The organism is Brasilonema sp. UFV-L1, assembly GCF_012912105.1.
Taxonomy (GTDB): domain Bacteria; phylum Cyanobacteriota; class Cyanobacteriia; order Cyanobacteriales; family Nostocaceae; genus Brasilonema.
In genome coordinates this window covers 1-21,804 of record NZ_QMEA01000130.1, presented here as the reverse complement: position 1 = coordinate 21,804, position 21,804 = coordinate 1, and the positions used below count along the sequence as shown (strand labels likewise).

Below are 21,804 nucleotides of genomic sequence, written 5' to 3'. Positions count from 1 at the left end.
GGGCACGCTGCGCTAACGGACACGCTAGCCCCTAAGAGGGGCGCTGCGCAAACGCGCTTGGCGGTTCGTACTTCATCCCCTTTTTATACAACGCCTTTAGAACAATTGATGTCTGAATTTCAAAAACTTAACAAATTAAGAAGTAAAAAGTAAAAAGATAATCCCCATAAATAAATTCAGTGGATTTAATAAGGACATATTATTTCTCGTGGCACTCTCCGCGCACTAGTTCCTAAGAGGAACCGCTACGCTACGTGCCGCTAGCCCCTACGGGGCGAAGCGCGCAAACGCTAACGAAATAAATGTTTTTATTTCGTTCCATACCATAAGTTGAGGGCTTGTAACCATTTTTTATTGTTCTTTCTTTTGCCTTTTAACTTTTAACTTTTGCCTTGTTCGGTCAGACCACAGACGCTTGAACCTGTAAGTTTTTTAAGGAGAGTTTATGTCTGAATTTCAAAAATCGATGAGTGAACGTTGTCAAGCTTTATTACAACAGTATCCCCAGTGGTTAGTTCGCGTGCAGTCAGCATTAGAAAAATCTCCAGTGCGTTTAGAAAATCTACCTTTATCAATAGAAATTTTTGACCAATCAGGATTATTACTCGGTGTTTTGTTAGGTGAAACGGTATATTCAGGCGCTAGTACTCTTGGGGTGAAGAGTGAGTTTCTCGCTTGGTTATATGATGGTGAATTGGTCGTGTTTACTATCGACAAGGAAGTCATTGTCAATCGAATTATACCAGAAATTTCTACAAAATAAAGTCTCAAAAATAGAGGAAATTTCAAATGTCTATTTCTAGTGTTTCACCTGGAGATGCATCTTCGTTTACTCAGCAATATCTCCAAGTTGTCGAAGCTTGGCTGAGTGGATTTTTGGAGCAACAAAAGAAGTCAGAGGAAATTCTTAAAGATAAGAAGTTACAGCAGGTTGAAATTAAAGTAGGTGACAAGGTTGTTTATGGGATGGTTGGTAACAAGTTTGTTGCTGCTTTAACTCCAGAGATTATCGAACAATTAGGACAACTTCAAAATACACCAGTTGGTGAAACTGTTAGTGGAATGAACAACAGTTTAACATTAAAAGTAGATGATAAAGTTGTCCTGCAAGCTGACCGTGATGGCAAGGTAATAGTTAATGAATATTTTAAGAAAGATTTGGAATTAACAAGAGAGCAATCTTTACCCAACCAAACAAATTCTAATAATTCCCAATCGGAAAAGGTCTTTGAGCAAGAAGAACTAGCTGAATTACCGATTAAAGTTGCGCTCTCTAATCAACCTCCACAGCAACTGCAACAAGAACAAGAACCGAATTTGACTTCTATATCTGCAGAAAGTGATTCTTCAACGACTCCAACGTCTTATGAGAACGTAAATTCAGGTATAAAAAGTGTGAATGAAGCAGTTGGTGTGTTGCCTGAAAGTGAATTAAAAACATATTTAATGACACAAATTTCTGAGATGCGACAGTTGCATCAACAACAGTTAGCATTGCAACAGCGGCAATTTGAAGAGCTGATTCAACAAAGATTGCAGGAGCAGAATAACCCTAATTGGTGGCAATCATGTAGGGATACTGTTGGTCAGCTTTGGAATGAATTTAGAGAGCGATCGCGTATCCGTGAAACAGCAGCAGCAATTAAACAAGTATTCACCAGCCATGCTGTTCCAGGCTCAAATGTTTATCATGCAGTAGGATATACCATTACCTGTTCTGGTAAGTCTTATCAGTTGCAAGATGATAGTGGAAAATCTATCTTGCAGTTTCAGAATACACCTTTTGGTGTACGGCTGTCAAAAGATAGCTCATCTCTTGAAGAGCATCACAAAAAAGAGTTAACTGTATTATGTGAGCAAGTACGTTCAGGAGAACGTTTAAGAGGAGCCTTTAGCCCTGTTGGTGTTAAAGAAAGTGAGGAATTTGCGAGAATTCAAAAAATCACACTAGCATTAAGTGATTATGCCAAAAGACAAGGTAAAACTGTTAGTATTGATGGTCAATTTTCTTATAAATGGAAAGCTGCTCCTGATGGTCGAGTCTTGATAGCAGCGAAAGATGGACGTGGGGCTTTGCTGGCGGTAGGTAATGGCTTGCAACAATGCCGAATGAGCGAGCGGGATTTTGCTTATTTCGAGCAGATATTACCCAAATTAGAAGCAGTTCAATCATCAATACAATCATCTGCAGAAACCAAAAAAGCTAGTGCTAAATCCCAGTTGAGCGTTGTTAAAAATCAAAACTCATATGAATTGGAAATATGAATCATTTCTCAAAATTGAACAAGCTGCTTGACGCTGGAGAAGCAGTGATTTCTATTGTTGCTCCTGTGCGAGAACGCCAAAATGTTCTTAAGTTTTTATACAATACATTGACTGATCATTTCAGATTGTCACTATATCTGTGGAATTTGGGGGAGCCTGAACATTTTAGAAGAATTGAGTGTGAAGCGAGTAGTAGAGAACAGGTTGTTTTAGTCGATGGTTTTGAAGTAGAAGCAGCAGAAGTGACTTCTGGTAGTGGTGCAATTGCTGCTTTAAAATTTTTTCAAAACTCTAACACTAATGGTGTCTTTATTTTAGAGAATATACCCTCTTGTATGCAGGAACGAGAGGGGGTAATTCTGAGACAATTATTAATTAATATTTCTTCAGATATTACGGCACGAAAAACTTCTAAATTTTTGATTCTGCTTGTGACTGATGAAGTAGAATTACCTGTAAGCCTGAGTGGGTTAATTGAAAGTTTAGAATTGCCTTACCCCGATGTCAGTGAGATAGAGAATTTAATCTCAACATACCTGCCTACCTTAATTGGTGCTACAGTAAGTGTTGATTTGATACAAAGTCTTGCAACTGCGACAACTGGACTACATACTGAGGATATCAAAGCAGGGTTGCGGCAAGCGGTGTTGAACAATGATGGTGTTTTTGGGAGTGATGTCTCCTTGGTGCGTTCCCTTCTTGATTACAAAATCAATCGGTTTCGTTCCTTTAATCTCAACTTTGTTCCAGAACCGGATGTGTATGACTTTGGGGGACTGGATAATCTCAGGTGTTTTATTCAAGATGCAAAACTTGATTTTCAAACAGATGCACGCACTGCAAATATTCCCCTCCCAAAAGGGTGTTTGCTTGTGGGACCACCAGGGACGGGTAAAACCCTAGCAGCTAACGTCTTGGCGCGAGAATTGGGTTTCCCCCTTGTTAGCATTGATACAGGTGCTGTTGTCGCGGGAGGAGTAATGTACCTCAAACGCCTGTTGAATAGGGTAGAAGCTTGCGCTCCTGTGGTGCTTTACTTTGACGAATTGGATAAACTTTTTACTGCAACAACCGTTTCAGGCGAAGATAGTGGTAGCAGGCACATTCTGGGAATTCTGCTGACTTGGTTACAAGATAAGCGCAGTGCTGTGTTTGTCGTCGCCACCCTCAACAGGTTGGATGTGCTACCACCAGAACTGACGAGGGTGGGAAGATTTGATGAGATTTTTTATGTGGGTTTTCCCAATGCTTTTGAGCGCAAGCAGATTATTTCGCTTCATGCTGCACGATTTGATGAGCGTTACAGGGATGGTGGCGATACGCGTAGCGTCAAGCCTCCGGCTTATCGCCTTACCCAACAAGAGTGGAAGATTCTTCTCAATAAGACGGTGAATTGCACTGGTGCAGAATTGGCGCGGATGGTGGAGAAAGCAGCGCGTATCGCGCAGCGTCAAGCCTCTGGCTTATCGCTTTTCCATTCAGGTAAACCGATGGTAATAGATTTACCGATATTGTTGCAACAGCGAGAAGCAATAGTTCCTTTGTATGTAAGGGATACAGACCGAATCTTGGCAATTGAAAATCGCGCACGGGGATTTGCACAGCCTGCTAGCTCTCCCGATTGTAGCGAGTATAGCCCACCAATTAGGAGTTATTGGGAAGAAAATATCGGTGTATAGCTTTTGCTTATAGATAAGCGTGCTCGTCTTGGCACAAATTCTTTAGTAGCATTATCAATGCTCATCTTTGAGCTACCAACATAGCGTTTATATGCGTGAAAATCCTGTCTAGTTCTCCAATTTCCTCAAGTGAGATAACTTCTTCTGGAGTGAGTAAATCAGTCTTTTTGCGTTCCAAAAGTTCTTCCATCCGTGCTTGCAATTCATCATTAAATTTGAACAAGTGAAAATTATCCAGCTTTTCCACTCTGATTTTGCCAAGTAAGGATGAAGGTCTGGCGATTACAGTCGTCATACTAAGCGCGACGCAATGCGTGATAGTGTGTTTTTATTGTAGTACGTCAAACCAAACTACATTTTTTTTATCTGCCTTCTTAATAGCTCACGCCTAACTGCTACTTGATTGCAAAGGTAATTTACCGATAAAATGTTTTTTTGACTAAGTAAAGGCAATTTGAGCAACATTCACTCTTGTGGTAGCATCAGAATCGCGCACGGAAATTTGCACAGCTAGCCAACTCTCCCAATTGTAGCGAGTATAGCTCACCAATTAGGAGTTATTGGAAAATAGAGGTATATAGGGAGAAGGTACTAAGTTAACCCTAAACAAGCTCTTATTAATGACTTTAAGGTTTTAGCAGGTGTTGAGTACAGTATCGGATAAAGAAGAGCTTCGTCTTGAGAAGCTCGGTTTGACTTTAAAAAATGGGTTTGTAAGTATTTTTCCGGAATGACGAGTAGTGCTTTTGAATCTGATTCATAGTAAATGTGTTATCAGATACTAGCCTGCACTCATGAACGAAATGCGCCAGCAAGCCTACATCAACCTCATTCAAGATTTGCTAAATTGTCCTATTGGGAAAGAATCTGAAATTTTAGCAGCGAACCGAGATTTACTTGATGCTGGCTTCTTGCAGACGGTGGAAACTCAAGCAGAAATTGCATCACAGCAGGGGAATGAAAACATAGCGAATTGGTTGAGATATTTGGCAATTCAACTGCCAGATGCGCCGGATTTGTCTCCACAAGCTAATGTTGAACAAAACTTGCAGTTTGTCAATCAAAAAGATGTACAAATTTATGTGCAATTGTTAAGCGCAGTGTTGCAAGCAACCGCAGACAGTGAAGGTGAGGCACAGGTAGTTTACCCAATACTTGCAGCCAACCAGGACAAACTCGATGATAAATTTGTACAAGTTTTACAAAGCTGGGCAAAAGCTAGGCTTTTCAAGGTGGAGCTACAGCAAGAAGCACAAGCGCTTGCTGAAATGATTATCCGTTTCTGCGAGCTTATTGAATCATTTCCATTGGGCAGTAAATCCAATAACCTCGAAATTGCTATTGCTGGATACGAGATTGCCTTAACAGTTTTTACGCGTGATACAACTTCGGAAGTTTGGGCATTTGTACAAAATTCTTTAGCACATATGTATCGTAACAGACTTCAAGGAGATAAGGCTGAGAATCTTGAGAAGGCTATTGCATCTTTTGAAGCAGCATTGGGAGTTTTTACCCGTGAGGCTTTTCCTGAACAATGGGCAAATGCTCAATTGAATCTTGGCGTTACTTACTATGACAGAATTTGGGGACACAAAGCTGAGAACTTAGAGAAAGCCATCATATGTTATCAAAATGCGTTGCAAGTCTATACCTGTGAGTCTTTTCCGGAAGCATGGGCATTGACTCAGCATAATCTTGGAGTTGTCCACAATCAAAGAATAGTGGGAGAAAGGGCACAAAATATAGAAGTGGCAATCGCTTATTTTAAAACCGCTTTACAAGCTTTGACCCGTAAGAATTTTCCTCAAAGATGGGCAAACACACACAATGATTTGGGAAATGCTTACCGCGACAGAGTTTATGGTGACGTGGCAGAAAATCTGGAGGCGGCAATTGCCTCTTATCACGCCGCTTTGCAATTCTTTACCTTTGAGGCTTTTCCCCACTTATGGGCAATGATTCAAGATAATCTAGGCGACCTTTACAACCGGAAAAGACAGTGGGAAGGTTTAGAGAGCTTGGAAATGGCAATTAATTACTATCGTGCTGCTTTACAAGTATACAGCCATGAGGTAATGCCTGAAAAATGGGCAAAAACGCTATTTATGCTGGGGATTGCTTATATAGAAAGAATCCGGGGAAATCAAGCAGAGAATTTGGAAGCAGCGATCGCATGTTTTCAAGATGCGTTGCAAGTCCACACCCGTGAAGCTTTTCCAGAAGAATGGGCAGATATTCAGTATGAACTGGGATTGGTACACAAAAAGAGAATCCGTGGAGAAAAAGCAGAGAATATAGAACTGGCAATTAATTACTATCAAACATCTTTACAAGTCCATACTCGTGCAGCTTCTTCCGAAAGTTGGGCACGTACGCAAAATAATCTCGGACTTGCTTACAGTAAAAGAATCTGGGGGGATAAGACAGAAAACTTGGAAGTGGCGATTATCTGTTACCAAAACGCCTTACAACTCTGCACTCGTAAGGCTTTTCCCCACTTATGGGCAATGGTTCAAGCTAATCTGGCAAATCTTTATGAGGAGCTAGGACAAATTGAAGCTGCGCTCCAACATTCAAAGTTAGCTCTCGAAATTTACACGCCCAAATCATTTCCCGTAAATTGTTTATCTGTAGGACGTAATTTAGGTGACTGTGCTTTTGCGAACAAACAATGGACAGTAGCCATTCAAGGGTATGAACAAGCCATTGCAGCAGTGGAAAATAGTCGGGAATGGACAACCACTGAGATAACCCGTAGAGAGACACAGGAGAAGGCTATTGATGTTTATGCCAAAATGATACAAGCTTGTGTCAAAGTAGGTGACTTAGTAAAGGCAATTGAGACTGCGGAACTCAGCAAAACCCGTAACTTAGTTGAACTTATCTTTAATCGCGAGCTAAAAACCATTTTCCCCCCAGAGGTTGTTACTCAATTAGAACAACTGCAAGATGAAATCGCCATAGGACAGCGTCAACTCCAGAATGATCAACAGGAAAATCCAACAGCCATAGCGCAACGTCTCCAGAAGTTGCGACAGCAGCACAAAGAATTGCAAGACAGCTATTTACCTGTTGGTTCTGGTTTTAAGTTTGATCAATTTCAGTTAACTTTAGATAACTACACTGCTGTTATCGAGTGGTACATCACAGGGGATAAAATTCTCGCTTTCATCATCAAACCAAAACCCCCTAACCCGTTTCCTACGAGGGAAGAGGAAGTTGCACTTTGGCAATCTCAACCAGAAGATTTAAAAGCCCTGATTGATTGGGTAAATGAATATTTACAGGACTACTACCAACAAAAAGACCAATGGCAGAATCGGCTAGAGTCACGCCTGAAAAAGCTAGCACAAATCCTGCATATTGAAGAAATATTGACCCAAATACCCAAACATTGTAACAAATTAATCCTCATTCCCCATCGCTACTTGCACCTGTTTCCGATTCACGCTTTACCCATACAGGAATCGTGTCTGCTGGAATTATTTTCCAACGGGGTAAGTTATGCCCCCAGCTGTCAACTGTTGCTATTGGCACAACAGCGACAACGCGAAGATTTTGAGTCGATATTCGCCATCCAAAACCCAACGTCCGACTTATTGTTTACCGACTTGGAAGTAAACAGTATTTTGCCTCTGTTCTCGTCCCATCAAGTATTGCCCAAAACCCAAGCCACGAAAACTGCTTTATCCCAAGCTGCACCACAACTAATGCAGGCGAATTATCTCCACTTCTGCTGTCACGGTTTGTTTAACCCGAATTCACCTCTAGATTCTTGCTTGGTGCTGGCGGGTGCTAATGAAGGAGAAGCCCTAGATTTCAATAAATGCCTAACTTTGGGTAATTTATTTGACCGCAATTTAGACCTGAACCAATGCCGTCTTGTCACCCTCTCGGCTTGCGAAACAGGCTTGATTGATTTCACCAATACGAGTGATGAATACATCGGCTTACTTAGTGGATTTCTCTATGCTGGAGCTAAAAGTGTGGTTAGTTCGCTGTGGACTGTCAACGACTTATCTACAGCCTTGTTGATGATTCGATTTCACCAAAATCTCAAGGCTGGCTTAACGGTTGCGGTTGCTTTAAACCAAGCGCAGGTTTGGTTGCGAGATAGTACGCAGGGTGAGATATGGGAGTGGACGCAGCAGTTAAATTTAGCTGAAAGTTTTCAAGAGGAAATCCGCAAGCAGCTAAGTTGGTTTGATGCAGAGGAAAGATCTTTCAGAAAACCTGTGTATTGGGCGGCTTTTTGTGCGGTGGGGTGCTAGAGTCGAATAATACTAAGTATTTTTCGTGAATAGAAGAAAATTTTAAATACAATAGTTATAAGTATTTTCCGTAATGATATCTAGTGCTGTTGAATATCTTTATAAATGTGTTTTCAGACTAGCTCACGCCCATGAATGAACAACCTCAGCAAAACGATTCTCAAATAGCTTTCTTTATATACGTGCTACAGCTTAGTTTGGACAGCGATGCTAATGATGAGGTAGTTTACCCGGTACTCCAAGAAAATTTAGGTAAAATAGACGAGCGTCTAATTGCGATACTGCATTATATGGCAGAGCATAACCAGCTAAACGCGGCTGCTGCTGATAGAATTAGCGGTTTTAGTAACTTAATTCAATTTTTTGCGCTTGGAAATAAAGTTATTAATATTGAGATTGCTATTGCAGGTTATGAAGTAGCATCCACTATCTACGCTGAAGAAAAGTATATGAATGCCTGGGGTGCAGTGCAGTGGCGCTTGGCAGATGCTTATTTTGAAAGAATTAAAGGACAAAGAGCAGATAATTTAGAAAAGGCAATTGATATTTGTTTGAACACGTTAAAATCAATTCCTCGTGAATTATCACCCGAACTATGGGCAAATATACAGCTATCTTTAGGTAATGTTTATATTTACCGTATTAAAGGGGATAAAGGGCGTAATTTAGAAAATGCAATAAATACCTTCAATCAAGTATTAGAAGTCATAAGCTATAATACAGATCCTAAGAGATGGGCAAGCATACAAAATAGTTTAGGAACTGCTTATTTAGACCGCATTAAAGGAAATCAATCAGAAAATGTAGAATTTGCAATCAACGCATATCAGCAAGCGCTAAAAGTCAGAAACTACGAATTAAAACCTTATGGTTGGGCACAAGCACAAAATAATTTGGGGCAAGCATATCTTGCCCGTGTTGAAGGTAATAGAGAAGAAAATGTAGAGTTAGCGATCGCAGCTTATCAAAACGCGCTGCAAGTATTTACCATTGAGACAGACCCCCAAACTTGGGCAATGGTAAAGAATAACTTGGCGAATGCTTATTCTCGTCGTATCAAGGGAGGCTCAGGAGATAATTTAGAATTAGCAATAGAAATGTATGAAGAAGCGCTTCAAGTGTATACCCGCGATGCATTTCCACTTGCTTGGGCAAAACTAAAAACAGATTTAGCTGGTGCTTATAAACGACGAATTCTTGGAAATCGAGCAGAAAACCAGGAAAAAGCGATTGCTGCTTGCGAACAGGCTTTAGAAATTAGGAACCGCGAGGCAGACGCATTAACTTGGGCTGAAACGCTACATACGCTGGCTGAAATTTATCTTGCTCGTATTTATGGAAGTAGATCAGAAAACATTGAACGGGCAATTTTTAATTATCATCAGGCTTTACAACTTTATACCCCAGAAAACGATGCCAGAACTTGGGCAACAATTCAAAGTAATTTGGCAAATGCTTATCGGTTACGTATATTAGGCGAACGAGCAGAAAACTTGGAACAATCATTAATTGCCTGCCAACAAGCGCTACAAGTAAGGAGTCGTGAAGCAAATCCTCAAACATGGGCAGCCACCCAACGTTATCTAGCACTTGCTTACCTGTATCGTGTTCGAGGAAATCGAACGGAAAACTTAGAATTAGCTATTTTTGCTTGCCAACAAGCATTAGAGGTTTATACCCGCGATGCATTTCCAACTGAGTGGGCAGATGTTCAAAATGACTTGGGAGTCATCTACGAAAAGCGTATTCAGGGAGATAGAACAGAAAATTTGGAGTTGGCAATTAAAATTTATGAACAAGTTCTACAAGAAGTTTACACCCTTGATGCATTTCCTCATTCTTGGGCAGCAACACTAACTAACTTAGCACTTGCATACACCCGTCGTATTGAAGGAGATGAAGCAGATAATTTGGAAAAGGCGATTAGTGCTTACCAACAAGTATTAAAAATTTACACACGTGATGAATTTCCTCAAGATTGGGCAACTACTCAACATAACCTTGCACTTGCTTATTATTACCGTATTGAAGGTGAACGCTCCGACAATTTGAAGAAATCCATAACTGCGTGTCATAATGCCTTGGAAATCTACAATCGTGATGCATTTATCCAAGAAAGGGCAGCTATGCATTTTTATTTAGGTAATGCCCATTTGAATGCCAATGATTTTTCCACAGCTTACCATGCGTTTAACAAAGCGATTGAAAGCGTTGATAACCTTCAGAATGACGTACACTCCGGGCAGGAGGTAAAACAAAAAATCGCCGAACGATGGTATCAGCTTTATCAACGGATGGTGGATAGTTGTTTAGAGCTAGGCAAAATTACTGAAGCTATTGAATACGTCGAACGCAGCAAAACTCGTAGCTTGGTTGAACTTATCCTAGAACGAGATCGCAAAACTATTTTCCCTCCAGATATTGTCACTCAACTCGAACAACTGCGAGACGAAATAGCTATAGGGCAGTATCAACTCCAAAGTGGTACAGCCGAAAATCCAACAGCCATAGCGCAACATCTTCAAAATTTGCGCCAACAACGTCAAGAATTACAAGACAAATATTTACCTGTTGGTTCCGGTTTCAAGTTTAACCAATTCCTATCAACTTTAGATAAGCACACTGCTGTTATCGAGTGGTACATCACAAATAATAAAATTCTGGCTTTCATCATCATACCTAAACCCCAAACACCTTTCTCTAGCAACGAAGAAGCAGAGATTACAGTTTGGCAGTCTCAAGCAGAAGATTTAACAGCCTTGATTGATTGGCGGAAAAAATATCTACAGGACTACTACCAACAAAAAGGCGAATGGCAAAATCAACTAGAGTCACGCCTGAAAAAGTTAGCACAAATCCTGCATATTGAAGAAATATTAACCCAAATACCCAAACATTGCGATAGATTAATCCTCATTCCCCATCGCGACTTGCATCTGTTCCCGCTTCATGCACTTTCAGTAGACGAAAATCATCAAGATTCGCCTCGTCTTCTGGATTTATTTGCTGGTGGTGTTAGCTATGCACCCAGTTGTCAAATACTGCAACAGGTGCAACAGCGCGAACGCCCTGATTTTCAATCCCTGTTCGCAATTCAAAACCCCACAGAAGACCTTATTTACACCGATTTGGAAGTAGACAGTATTTTAAATCTCTTCTCCTCCCATCAGGTATTACCCTACAAACAAGCTACCAAAGACGCACTATTTCAACAAATGCCACAGCTAAAAGAGGCGAATTATCTACATTTTTCTTGTCACGCTTCATTTAGCTTTAACTCACCCCAAGATTCTTGCTTACTGCTAGCAGAAAGTGTGGATGAAAAAAAACACTTAGATTTAAGTAAATGCCTTACCTTGGGTAATTTATTTGAACGAGAATTTCAGCTAGATAATTGTCGTCTTGTCGTCCTCTCTGCTTGCGAAACAGGCTTAGTTGACTTCAGGAATACTAGTGATGAATATATCAGTTTACCTAGCACTTTTCTCTATGCTGGCAGCACCAGTGTGGTGAGTAGTTTGTGGGCTATAAACGATTTGTCCACAGCATTTTTGATGATTAAATTCTCACAAAATTTGCAAACTGCTATGGCTGATAGTGGATATTTTTCAGTCGCAGTCGAACTTCAAAAAGCACAACTTTGGCTGCGAGATGTGACTACAGCCGAATTACAGGTATGGGCAAGTCAGTTAAAATTATCACCACAAGTCAATAAGCAACTTGAGCAATTCTTATACTATTGCGAACACTACTGCAAACCAGAAGAAAAACAATTTCAAAATCCATACCATTGGGCTGCTTTCTGTGCTATTGGGCTGTAAATCTTGCATTGTCAGAGGCGGGATGAAGCCCATCTCAAATTTTCAAAATCTATTTGAACAGGTACATACCAGCTAACTTACAACCATAGGATAAAAAATGATGACCACAGACCCCTTACTACAAGCTTTTCCTATTCTTCTCGAAACTAGATCCGAACTATTTTCTCCTGCTGACCTCCAAGACTTGCTGCAAACCTTAACACCCTTAGAAAACAACCCCCCAGAAAACGCCGAGCAAATTCTCAGAGAATGGTGTAAAGCACGAAAAGCTATCCGCGACGCATTGAGAGATATAGTAATGAAGAGCGATCGCGCAGAAGTAAAAAAGGTCAAACCCTCCGAACCCAACGATTCAAAACGCACTACTAACTTCTTCCAAGAATTGAGCCAGCAGGTAAAAGATAAACTCGAAAAACAAAACCAGAGTCAAAATAAACAATAGCTACCAAATCCTGCTAACAAAATGTTCGTCAAAATTTATGCTCCCAATGTCCATTTGTTTGCCTTTCATCTGAAAGACAGCAATCAACCAAACTTGCTTTGGGACAAGTGCAATTACCTTCTCTCTCAAAAATTTGGTGTTACCAAACCACTGGAAATAGAAGAACATGAAGGATATCGAGTTGACCTACTGAAAAATCAAACAGACGATGATGTATCTCTCCATTTTGAGAGTACAGTTTACCAAAATGGAACACCACTACCCATTGCTGGATTTGCCACTCCCCTCCGCATTCATGATACCTATGTCCTGACTTTAAACCTGCGTCGCCCCGAATTTGACGAAAACCAGAAGAAGACAAACCCTGTAGAGTTAAACTTTTTAGAACTTCTCAACCCTTCTGGGTGTTTAATGCCCAGTGAAATGGGGAGTTCCCTCAGTCAAACTATACTTTTGAGTGTTTGGTACACACCAGATAAACAGTGGTTGCCGTCGAAATCTCCACAAAATCGCCAACAATTAAGGAGGTTAGCAGATAATTGTTTAAGAGAATTTATCCCCAATAATTACTCTTGTCCAAACTTTAATCAAGAAGGTCAACTATTCGGCAGTCCCATATTTGAATATGGTGTTCCTACCCACGAAGAAGATTACTGTCATGTACTGGTTTGGGTATATTGCGAATCAGAAACCAGTGAAAAATTTGTAAATAACTATAATAACTTTGTTAATTTATTTCATTTTTTAAATAAAACAGTTGCCGCCTATCATCGCAGTCGTAAAGTTTATCAGGTAATTCGACATGATTATCAAGAAATCGAAACATATCTTGATGATGTTTTCCAAAAAATACCTGTTGATAAAACCCTTAATGAAGCCGAATTACAACAGTTCAAACAATACTTAAAAGACATACCGCAAAAATATTTATCATACTCGCAATTAATCCGCGACCTAGACCAATATCGCCTCACAATAGAAATTAACGCTCAAAACTACAAGCGAGAAATTAGAGATATTCAAAGCCAACTCCCAACCGAAGATGTTAGCTTTCTATCCAGTTTTTTTGATGAAGATTGTCGCCTTTTCATCGAACAAATTCAATCTGACTTAGGCTATTTTCAACATGGTGCTGCTTTACTCGAAAAGGCGATGACAGCCATCCAGGGACGGGTGGAAATCGAACAAGCCGAGAGCGATCGCACTACCCAAGACCTTCTGCACCAAAAAGAAGAAAGCGATAAAGTGCGCGATCGCGATTTGCAAACCACCATTGCAATGGTTGGTGTTGGCTTAGGTGCGGCGGGAATTGGTGCAAGTACCGCTGTCTACATCATTCCCCAACAGCCAACAAAACCAATTTCGCTGCCTTTTACCTCTAACCAACTGCACCCCTTGACTCAATCACTGCTATTCAGCCTGTTTTGTGGAGTTGTGGGAGTCATAATTGGTGGAGGACTAAGTTATTTGATTCAGAATCGAAGTGCTATTACTGGACGTATATTTAAATTTATACGAGCCGGTAGTAGCCAGACAGTAGTATCGCCTGGGAGTCAGCAAACTTTGCTACAAGGGGAAAAACAAAACAAATAATTGCCAAAATTCTACTGCTTTACCAAAGATATCAAATGAACTCTTCAATTTTCAGTATAGGACATGGCGATCGCCTAACCTCTGCGCTTTTCGATTCTCAAACAAAATCCCCCAGAACCAGCAGAGGGAAAAGGGGAGACTGAAAGAAAGACAACTGCTGACTAGAATTAGAGAAGCCTAAAAACTCAGCAAAGATATCGCTTTGTCAAGATTCACTTTAGCTTCATACAATGCTAGTAATTTTTGTTGCTCCAATCTATATGGCATTGGCATTATCCGCCCTTGATCAGAAGCTTTGATTAAGGCTGCTTGCTCGTGAGTGGGTAACCCAAGAGCGTCATAAGCAACTATTAAAGACTCAATACCATCCCGCCCAAGGTATTTAAGTCCCACCCCACGCTGCATTTGTGAAATAGCGATGTGGGGAAAGGACAACAAAACAGCAGACCAAGAAGCCCTCAGTAATGGGTCATGATGTGCCTTTAACCCGTATTGATTACATAAGGCTGTCAATTCTAGAAGGCTTTTGGTTTCAAGTTCGATTCGTGTAAAAATCATTGCTCTGGCTCCATACAGCAAGAATAGCCAGTTACTCTTTAACAGTTATCACTGTTTACTGTTCGCGCTCTTTGAGCAACTGACTGATGACTTATTTGTTTCTATGCCTTAACGATGGCTGCTATGGCTTTATAACTGGTGAGCTATTGATAACGTTCACAAGTGCAACTTCTTTGCGACACCCACAACTCCTGACGGTCTTGATAGAAGGTGCCAAGAAAGTTGATTTTTCGTTGATCACCCCATACGCGATAGAGTTTGCCAAATACGTCATCAGTAGAATCAATTTCGTAGTGTGCAGTATCCGACGATTGCTGTGTAAGGTATGTGGGTAGTTCAAGTTGAGCTAGAGCTTGATTGTTTAAAACAGCTTGAGTCATAATTTATTAAACCTAGACTAACGGGTTAACACAATAGTGGTTGTTCTCTGATTGGCGTTGGGGAAGACCGCTATTGTTCTGACTTCATACTACTAACCCGTTAGACTATTGTCAACCAGATAGTCCAAGTGGTTAGTAGATAGGAGGAATGACTAGATAGCCAAAAATCTGTGTAAACCGCGCATTTCTTGGTAAACCAATCATCCGGCATATTGCGCTTAAAACCGCGCTTTGTTTGTTTTGAGTAAGTAGATTTTATGGAGCAGTAACTATTTAAGTCATGGATATGAAACAGCTGCGTCAAAGAGCAGATTTAAAAGCTGAGCAAGTAGCTGCTCATATTGGCGTTGCTCACTCAAGTGTTAGAAATTGGGAACAAGGTAGAACTATACCAAAGCTCAGAATTGACCAAGTAGGCGATTTACTAAGACTTTATCAATGCACTTTTGAAGAGTTAGAGCAAGCCGTTAAAGAGTCAATCAGCAACTATGAAAAGTCAAATAAGGATTAAGGAATGCAAGCATTTACATTGTATGAATTTCAACGTAAATCGCCACCATTCTTATAGGCATTATCCACTATAAAAATGGCATTCTACCGCTATAATCTGCTGTCCCTAATGGTCGTAAACTCGCTGGAATTCTCAAACAAGATATATTTATTAAATAAGTGTGTAATCAATAAAAACAATGACTATCAAAGAACAACTTTTTCAAAAAATTGAATCGGCTCCGGAATCGCTTTTAGAACAAACACTTGATTTCTTACAGTTTATCAAAACTAAACAGCGTGAATCGCAGCCAGTAGTGGATGCAACAGAAACCCCTGCAACTGAACAGCAAACAACAGTGCCGTTGTTGGGAGCGTCAAAAAGTATATTTTGATGCATTTATTGACCTTGCTACTATCCATATTTGGGTTCAAAGAATTTTATTAGTGGGATAGGTTCATGTCAGCGTCAAACACAATCGTTTATCCAGTTCATTATCGTCTAGTTGTACGTCGAGGTGACACTTGGCATTTCACCAAAGGCGATGTATTTGTCAACTTATTTAATATTCCAGTCCTTGAGCAGAAAGATTTATTTGCTTGCTTTGGCATAACCATGAAAGAAGCCGCTAATGAACTCAGACGAATCAACGGCGGGAAACAGGGCTTTTATATAGCTGATATCAAAGACAAAAAGTACTACTACTGTGGCACTTGTTGGGAAGATGTGAAAACCAAACTTCAAGAATTGGGAATAGGTAGACCAGACCCAATCGAAGCATAAATAACTATGACTTGGCTAGACGTGTCATCAATTCCCAATTGTGCGCCCTTGCGATACGCCTTCATGCGTCTGTTGCTTTGCGCAATCACGTTCGTTCCTCATCAGCTTGTGTACTGGCGACACGCTACGCGCACGCGCCCTTACGCTTACGTGTAGCGTGTCGCAAAGCGATTCAGATCCTCCCAAAGGGAGGCTCGCCTGTCCAATATATCTGTTTTATTGTTACTGCAAGCTGACTGGATGACCCAACAATTCCACATCTTCAAGTCGTGGAAGCGTCAATCCTGTGGCGGGAGACTCTGCGTTCACCAATTTGCCCCCTAAAAAACGGGCAGGCTTTGAAGCCCTCGATTAATCGTGGGGACAAGACGAAATATCGTATTAAGCCTGCCCGTTTTTTTCGTGTTAGGCTCGGTCACCATCTGCAAAAGCGCTTCAGAAATGATTAGACCTCTTGCAAAAGTCAGTTAAAGAGATTCGGTTTTGGACAGACGAAGCTCATAGTTGTACAAACCAGCTATTAAATTAAACCTCAAGCCAAATCTTTTTCTACGATTGCGATAACGGTCGGATAAAATTTTAAACACCTTGAGTTTACGATTGATATGCTCACCCACAACTCGGATTTTGGCTAGCTCTTGATTACTCTTTTTATCTTCACGACTCAACTCACCGCCCCTCGGCTTCTTTTTTGGTATCCGACTTTTGGCATGAACTTTATGAATTCCTTGATATCCTTTATCACCCAAGCATTCAATATCTTCTCTTAACCGAACTTTACTGTTTTTAAAGATGCGAAAATCATGCTCTTTCCCTTTGCCATGAGCGGTACAAAGGATTTCACCTGTATTTTGAACCACCACTACTTGAGATTTTAATGTATGCCTTTTCTTTTTCCCACTGTAGAACTGTTTTTGTTTTTTTTAGGGCGTTCTATTGGGCTTTCTGTAACGTCAACTACCACTACCTCTACTTGATAATCAGAGCTAGAGAGTTTCTTCTTCCCTGGAAGAGAAAAAGCTCTTGAACTCACGAGAATATCTTCAATTTTACGGATAATACGATATGCTGTTGACTCGTTCACTCCCCAAGATTGACCAATATGAAAATAGGTGCGATACTCCCTCCAATATTCTAATGCCATTAATAATTGGTCTTCCATGCTCAGTTTACCGGGTCGTCCTGTTTTAAGCTTTGTTTGTGAATGCGATACGCGTAGCGTCAAGCCTCCGGCTTATCGCACTATCTCTCTCATCTGGCTAAAAGTCTCCGGATGCACGCCAGATAAGCGTTTAAATTCTTCAGGCTTAAGGTTCTTTACCTTTTCGTAGGTCATAGATGTCAAGAAAGCTCTAACCTACTTGTCCCACGCTCATGGGACTTTTGCAAGAGGTCTATTGTTTGAGGAAGTTTCCCAGTTTCTTTGACCAACTCTTCTAACTCACATCTTGCACCTGGAAATATGAATGTCAAAACCACAACTACGTGCAAGGGGAGCTAGGCGTTCAATATCAAGTAAAAGAAGAGACACGACTATTTTGGGAAAAATAGATTCTAAGGCAGTTCGTGCAGCCTGACCCCAATCAGGTGGTGATGCAGACTGAATATGGAGATAAGTCCAATGAGCTATGAGGTAGGCAGTCAGAGAAAGAATCAGCAAGCGTAACATGCCAAGGAGAGAACCCTGTCCCTTCGGGTATGACCTATGCCCTGCGGGCACGCTGCGAAGGGCGGTCACGCTGCGCGCGCAGCAGTCCCCTCTGCCCTTGAAACCAACGCCAGATACCTCTGTCGGGAGAACGCGCTTGTGCTACAACGGGGGGAACCCCCGCAACGCACTGGCTCCCCTCATCAAGTACTCGCTCCTCCTGCAGCGCTGACTCACCAAAACGGTGCAAACCAAAACGTTCGCGAAGCGTGACCCTTTGGGTCATTGCTTTGCGGTTTGAAACCATCCCTCAATCTGCCAACGACGCTTACCCCACCACTTGAGAGTAGAAGCTTTAATGGGACGGGTAGACAAGACAAAACGTTTTTCAAGCTTGCCCTGATCGCGCTTTAAGTAATACCAAGATACGGTAACGGGAAACTTTAAACCAACCAAACGGACTTGTTGTCCCAACAAATGCAGAAAAATTCCGAACACCCAACGAAGTCATTCAACTCATTGAAGAATTAGCTGTGGGTCGAACTGATACTGAAATTGCTGATGAACTGAATCGCCGAGGTTTGGTGGGTGGTACAGGGCGTGCTTTTACGAAAAAAGGTATCGCCTGGATTCGCTGGAAATTTGGTATTTACAAGCCTTTAAGCGACCCAAAGAACGCGAAATCGGGGGTTAGCCCGGAAGGTTATTATTCCACCAGTGCCCTTGCTGACAAATTGGGTGTAGGAATTCATACCATTTATTACTGGCGAGACAAAGGAATTATTTCGGCATTCCAAGAAACTCCAAGAAGTCCCTGGTCGGAACTACGACCAGAAGTTTTAGAGACTTTACGTGAAAAAATCCGCCGTGTGCCAGTTAAATCTGAATAATTCCAGTTTGATAGTGAGCCGAAAATAATAGTTTGAATACCGTTAACCCCTTTGAGTAATTTTTTACTCAAGGGGTTTTACTGTATACCTGGTGAGGTTTTTTCGATAAATTTTTCACCATCAAAATGCCAAGCAATTCCATCTGGGTCATGAAGAGAAGTCCATTGTTCAAAATTACGAGCATTTTTCTTATGACGAAGGGTGCTTGGAGAAACATTTAGTCTTCTTGCTAAAGCTGCACCAGTAAGGTGAGATGGGACTTCCAGGGAATTTTTACTTTCGTCTTTCTCTAGTGAGCTATTTAGTAAGTCGTTAAGTGGCTCACTATTGAGCCATGATACTTTGGGATGATTATTTTCTTCGACCAGTGGTAGACCATCTAGTGAGTCATATAGTGGCTCACTGATGACTTTCTCCAATGAGCCAGCATCGAGTGGCTCACTTACTAACTCACTCTGGGGAGGCGTGTTTTCCTGAACTGGTAGGTTGTTTAAGATAGATTCGGCAGTTGGTGTCACCAATAGTGACTCATTTGATAGCTCACTGTTGGCGGATACGGTTTCACGAACAGATGACTTCACTAATTGAGTGTCGCCATCTGCCCCAGTTATTTGTAGCTCACTTCTAGATGTACTTACGTAAGTACTTACAGACTCGTTTGTCAAGTCAAGGGTTGTGTTGGGTGATTTGTTTGGTGGCTCACTTGAGTCCTCGTAGTTGTCAGGCTGATGCAGATATTCGTTGTGCGTAAGGTGCTCACCAGATGCTTGACAAGTATACTGACTCATTGCCTGCTTGAGTACTGCTACATCCTCAAGCAGACTGCTCACCTTCACCTCTAAATCCTCAATCCGCTTTGGATTGCCTGATAGCTCACTTTGTGGCACACTAGGTGTACCACCAAAGAAGTAAGCCTCAAGAATTGCCACAATGGCGGCAGAATCAGACTTTAACCCTTGAGAACGCTTAAATTCAACTAGACGTTCATAGACGAGTCGTGGTGGGTAGGCTGCCACACGGGGATTTTCTGTTGCCATAGTTTGTCGGCGTCCAAACTTGATACTTCTCTAGCCTACAGTATTAGTGACTCACTTGTAGCTCACTGTCCGAAGCGCTGCTTTCAAAGCGAAGTTTCTGAGTGCTTTATTTTTAACGAGCGCTTGTTGGAAAATCTCTACCTCATCGCCGCGCTCTAGCATCTCACATGAGTGACTCACTTAAAGCTCACTTAAGTACTACTTTTACATTCAGAAACCGAGTGCTTTGTGTTTAACGTAAGCGAAGCTCCTCCCTTTGGGAGGCTCGCTCGTCGGAAAATCTGTACCCTATTGCGGCACTTTGAGTGGACAATATCAGTGAGAACACAATATCCCTAAACTTCTTTGAATCGAGGTGCAATATGAACACACCGTCGGCTTACTACCTTTTGGTCGGAGCGTTGTCAGCCCATATGTGACAAGGTGTCACTTTCGCTCCACATCGTTCACGGGACTTGTAGTGGTTCGCTTGCGCTAACCCATTTCAGTCTTCCCCTTGCCCGTCTTTTGGATTGGGCTTCCTAAGTTAGGCTTCTGTGGTCTGCATTCCATCCTGTTCATTACTTACTGAGGGTGTGACCGGAGTCAGTGACTCTTTTACATGGGGATTGGGAGAAGGGATTCCCAAGAGGCTTATGCCTCGGTCATAGCACGGATGTGCCTACGCGACCTGATACGTCGCACCTTTTCTTGCGATGTTAAACGCTCCGTTGACGTCGGCATGAATTTTTAAACCATCTTTACTTACGTACCAGGCATGTTGTACACGCTTTCCTGAGAACTGGTGTTTTACCTTATTGTTAGGGTCAAATGTTGGGATAGTATCCCAACAAGAAAGTGAAGCCTTGCTCGTGTAAGATTCTTCACCAACCTTAACGGTGATGCCAACTTTTTCTAACTTGTAAGTCAGGACCTCGATAAACTTTGCGTGTGGTATCTGAGTAAAATGCTGGTTATTTCTTTTGCCAATATGAAGTGAAGTTTTCCACTGTAAGTTTTTACCTATAGCAACTTGTGTCACACCTTTCTCAAGCATTTCATCAACTATCATTTTAGTTGATTGATGTAAGTAACTGTCTACAAAATTATTGCGTTTACGGACAAGATTTTGAATCCGTTTAAATGTTCCTCGACCATTAGGTAAAAAGCCTTGAAACTTTGCTAGTTGTTTGTTGTAGAACTGGTTAACCGATTTTAAAGGTTTCCCATTTATAGCTAATGGCTGAATTGTCGGGTCATTAAAGACAATTGTTGCTAGATTATCTAACCCAATGTCAATAGAGGCGGCTAACTTCGGATTGAGACTACAGAAAAATTCTTGATTCTCAGCTACTTGAGAAACTATTTCAATTACGAAATATCCGGTTTTTGGAACTATTCTAACCTCAGACAAGTCATCGTATTTCAAGCCCGGTTTGACTGGAATTTTAATCGGAGACATTGAAGGAACGATGTAACCTTTCTGAAATTGCCGTTTGACAACAGCTTGATAATTGAATTTAACTAAGTTGCGTTTTTCTTGAATGTAACATGGTTGTTGAGGTTTTCCTGTAAATTTCTATGGTTCTAGTTTGTAGGCATCTATTGCTTTAAAATAAGCCCCCCAAGCATCGGCATTCTGTTTTAAAACCAGTTGAGCAACTTTTGCGGGCATCGCACGATAATTACTATCTGATTGAAACATGACATCTAACTTTGCCTGGGTCTGCGTACCCCAGCCATAGAAAAAGCCTTGACGTTGTGTAAATTGAACCGTGTTGTAAAGTTTGCGAGATGCCAAAGTAATTTCAGCACAATACGCAAACCATTCGTGAGTTGATTTAATTATGTGTTTTTCGACCTGTTGCATCTGGGGTTGGGCAAACCCAGCCTACGGCTCGCTACGCTAACGACAAAAATGGACAACCCTTGTATTTTTGACTGCGACAGTCAACTTGTTTTACCCAA

General features: G+C 41.3%; 18 protein-coding genes and 2 pseudogenes. 11 read left to right on the top strand and 9 right to left on the bottom strand.

The window, feature by feature from the left end; translation table 11 throughout:
- The first annotated feature begins 445 nt into the window (after nucleotides 1–445).
- From DP117_RS27005 to DP117_RS26995, 3 genes are read left to right on the top strand one after another with little or no spacing between them, the layout of a single operon-like run.
- Nucleotides 446–763 (top strand): hypothetical protein, encoded by a 318-nt coding sequence (locus tag DP117_RS27005; protein ID WP_169221292.1) that lies wholly within the window; start codon nucleotides 446–448, stop codon nucleotides 761–763.
- 26 nt (nucleotides 764–789) lie between these two features.
- Nucleotides 790–2,265 carry a hypothetical protein gene (locus DP117_RS27000; RefSeq protein ID WP_169221291.1) on the top strand — a complete coding sequence of 492 codons (1,476 nt, stop codon included), beginning with the start codon at nucleotides 790–792 and terminating at the stop codon, nucleotides 2,263–2,265.
- Nucleotides 2,262–3,944 (top strand): AAA family ATPase, encoded by a 1,683-nt coding sequence (locus tag DP117_RS26995; RefSeq protein WP_169221290.1) that lies wholly within the window; start codon nucleotides 2,262–2,264, stop codon nucleotides 3,942–3,944. Before DP117_RS27000 ends, DP117_RS26995 begins: the two co-directional genes overlap by 4 nt.
- A gap of 61 nt (nucleotides 3,945–4,005) precedes the next feature.
- On the opposite strand, the gene DP117_RS26990 is transcribed toward DP117_RS26995, so the two are convergent.
- The gene (locus DP117_RS26990) at nucleotides 4,006–4,239 is read right to left on the bottom strand and encodes a hypothetical protein (RefSeq protein WP_169221289.1); all 234 of its coding nucleotides are present in this window, start codon (nucleotides 4,237–4,239) and stop codon (nucleotides 4,006–4,008) included.
- A gap of 499 nt (nucleotides 4,240–4,738) precedes the next feature.
- Between DP117_RS26990 and DP117_RS26985 the strand changes: the two genes are divergently transcribed.
- The 4 genes from DP117_RS26985 to DP117_RS26970 all read left to right on the top strand — a co-directional run bounded on the left by DP117_RS26985 (nucleotide 4,739) and on the right by DP117_RS26970 (nucleotide 14,071).
- Nucleotides 4,739–8,215 (top strand): CHAT domain-containing tetratricopeptide repeat protein, encoded by a 3,477-nt coding sequence (locus tag DP117_RS26985; protein ID WP_169221288.1) that lies wholly within the window; start codon nucleotides 4,739–4,741, stop codon nucleotides 8,213–8,215.
- A gap of 131 nt (nucleotides 8,216–8,346) precedes the next feature.
- Nucleotides 8,347–12,036 (top strand): CHAT domain-containing protein, encoded by a 3,690-nt coding sequence (locus DP117_RS26980; protein ID WP_169221287.1) that lies wholly within the window; start codon nucleotides 8,347–8,349, stop codon nucleotides 12,034–12,036.
- A 97-nt stretch (nucleotides 12,037–12,133) separates the two neighbouring features.
- Complete coding sequence (locus DP117_RS26975; RefSeq protein WP_169221286.1) at nucleotides 12,134–12,478, top strand: hypothetical protein; 345 nt, start codon at nucleotides 12,134–12,136, stop codon at nucleotides 12,476–12,478.
- Between the two features lie 21 nt (nucleotides 12,479–12,499).
- A complete protein-coding gene (locus tag DP117_RS26970; protein WP_169221285.1) occupies nucleotides 12,500–14,071 on the top strand; it encodes a hypothetical protein in 1,572 nt (523 codons plus the stop codon).
- A gap of 177 nt (nucleotides 14,072–14,248) precedes the next feature.
- On the opposite strand, the gene DP117_RS26965 is transcribed toward DP117_RS26970, so the two are convergent.
- Nucleotides 14,249–14,629, bottom strand: a complete 381-nt coding sequence (locus DP117_RS26965; RefSeq protein ID WP_169221284.1) for a hypothetical protein — start codon at nucleotides 14,627–14,629, stop codon at nucleotides 14,249–14,251.
- Nucleotides 14,630–14,772: 143 nt separating this feature from the next.
- The gene (locus DP117_RS26960; protein ID WP_169221283.1) at nucleotides 14,773–15,009 is read right to left on the bottom strand and encodes a hypothetical protein; all 237 of its coding nucleotides are present in this window, start codon (nucleotides 15,007–15,009) and stop codon (nucleotides 14,773–14,775) included.
- Nucleotides 15,010–15,295: 286 nt separating this feature from the next.
- Here DP117_RS26960 and DP117_RS26955 point away from each other — a divergent pair, with 286 nt between their 5' ends.
- The 3 genes from DP117_RS26955 (at nucleotide 15,296) to DP117_RS26945 (ending at nucleotide 16,282) form a co-directional block, all read left to right on the top strand.
- Nucleotides 15,296–15,520: a helix-turn-helix transcriptional regulator gene (locus DP117_RS26955; RefSeq protein ID WP_248277856.1), complete on the top strand. Its 225-nt coding sequence runs from the start codon at nucleotides 15,296–15,298 to the stop codon at nucleotides 15,518–15,520.
- Between the two features lie 178 nt (nucleotides 15,521–15,698).
- A complete protein-coding gene (locus tag DP117_RS36570) occupies nucleotides 15,699–15,893 on the top strand; it encodes a hypothetical protein (protein WP_248277855.1) in 195 nt (64 codons plus the stop codon).
- A gap of 65 nt (nucleotides 15,894–15,958) precedes the next feature.
- Nucleotides 15,959–16,282: a hypothetical protein gene (locus tag DP117_RS26945; protein ID WP_169221281.1), complete on the top strand. Its 324-nt coding sequence runs from the start codon at nucleotides 15,959–15,961 to the stop codon at nucleotides 16,280–16,282.
- A gap of 467 nt (nucleotides 16,283–16,749) precedes the next feature.
- On the opposite strand, the pseudogene DP117_RS26940 reads toward DP117_RS26945, so the two are convergent.
- The 3 genes and pseudogenes from DP117_RS26940 to DP117_RS26930 form a co-directional block, all read right to left on the bottom strand.
- Nucleotides 16,750–17,618: pseudogene (locus DP117_RS26940) on the bottom strand (IS5 family transposase).
- 105 nt (nucleotides 17,619–17,723) lie between these two features.
- Nucleotides 17,724–17,951: a hypothetical protein gene (locus DP117_RS26935; protein WP_169221280.1), complete on the bottom strand. Its 228-nt coding sequence runs from the start codon at nucleotides 17,949–17,951 to the stop codon at nucleotides 17,724–17,726.
- A 267-nt stretch (nucleotides 17,952–18,218) separates the two neighbouring features.
- Nucleotides 18,219–18,401, bottom strand: a pseudogene (locus tag DP117_RS26930) (IS701 family transposase); the annotation flags it as partial.
- A 62-nt stretch (nucleotides 18,402–18,463) separates the two neighbouring features.
- Between DP117_RS26930 and DP117_RS26925 the strand changes: the two are divergent.
- Nucleotides 18,464–18,820 (top strand): hypothetical protein, encoded by a 357-nt coding sequence (locus DP117_RS26925; protein ID WP_248277854.1) that lies wholly within the window; start codon nucleotides 18,464–18,466, stop codon nucleotides 18,818–18,820.
- Nucleotides 18,821–18,897: 77 nt separating this feature from the next.
- Here the strand turns inward: DP117_RS26925 and DP117_RS26920 are convergent, their stop codons facing one another.
- From DP117_RS26920 to DP117_RS36560, 3 genes are all read right to left on the bottom strand, one after another.
- The gene (locus DP117_RS26920) at nucleotides 18,898–19,857 is read right to left on the bottom strand and encodes a hypothetical protein (protein WP_169221279.1); all 960 of its coding nucleotides are present in this window, start codon (nucleotides 19,855–19,857) and stop codon (nucleotides 18,898–18,900) included.
- A 661-nt stretch (nucleotides 19,858–20,518) separates the two neighbouring features.
- The gene (locus DP117_RS36565; protein ID WP_339381011.1) at nucleotides 20,519–21,382 is read right to left on the bottom strand and encodes a transposase; all 864 of its coding nucleotides are present in this window, start codon (nucleotides 21,380–21,382) and stop codon (nucleotides 20,519–20,521) included.
- A 33-nt stretch (nucleotides 21,383–21,415) separates the two neighbouring features.
- Entirely contained in the window at nucleotides 21,416–21,706 is a 291-nt protein-coding gene (locus tag DP117_RS36560) for a hypothetical protein (RefSeq protein WP_248277852.1), read from the bottom strand.
- Between the last annotated feature and the right edge of the window lie 98 nt (nucleotides 21,707–21,804).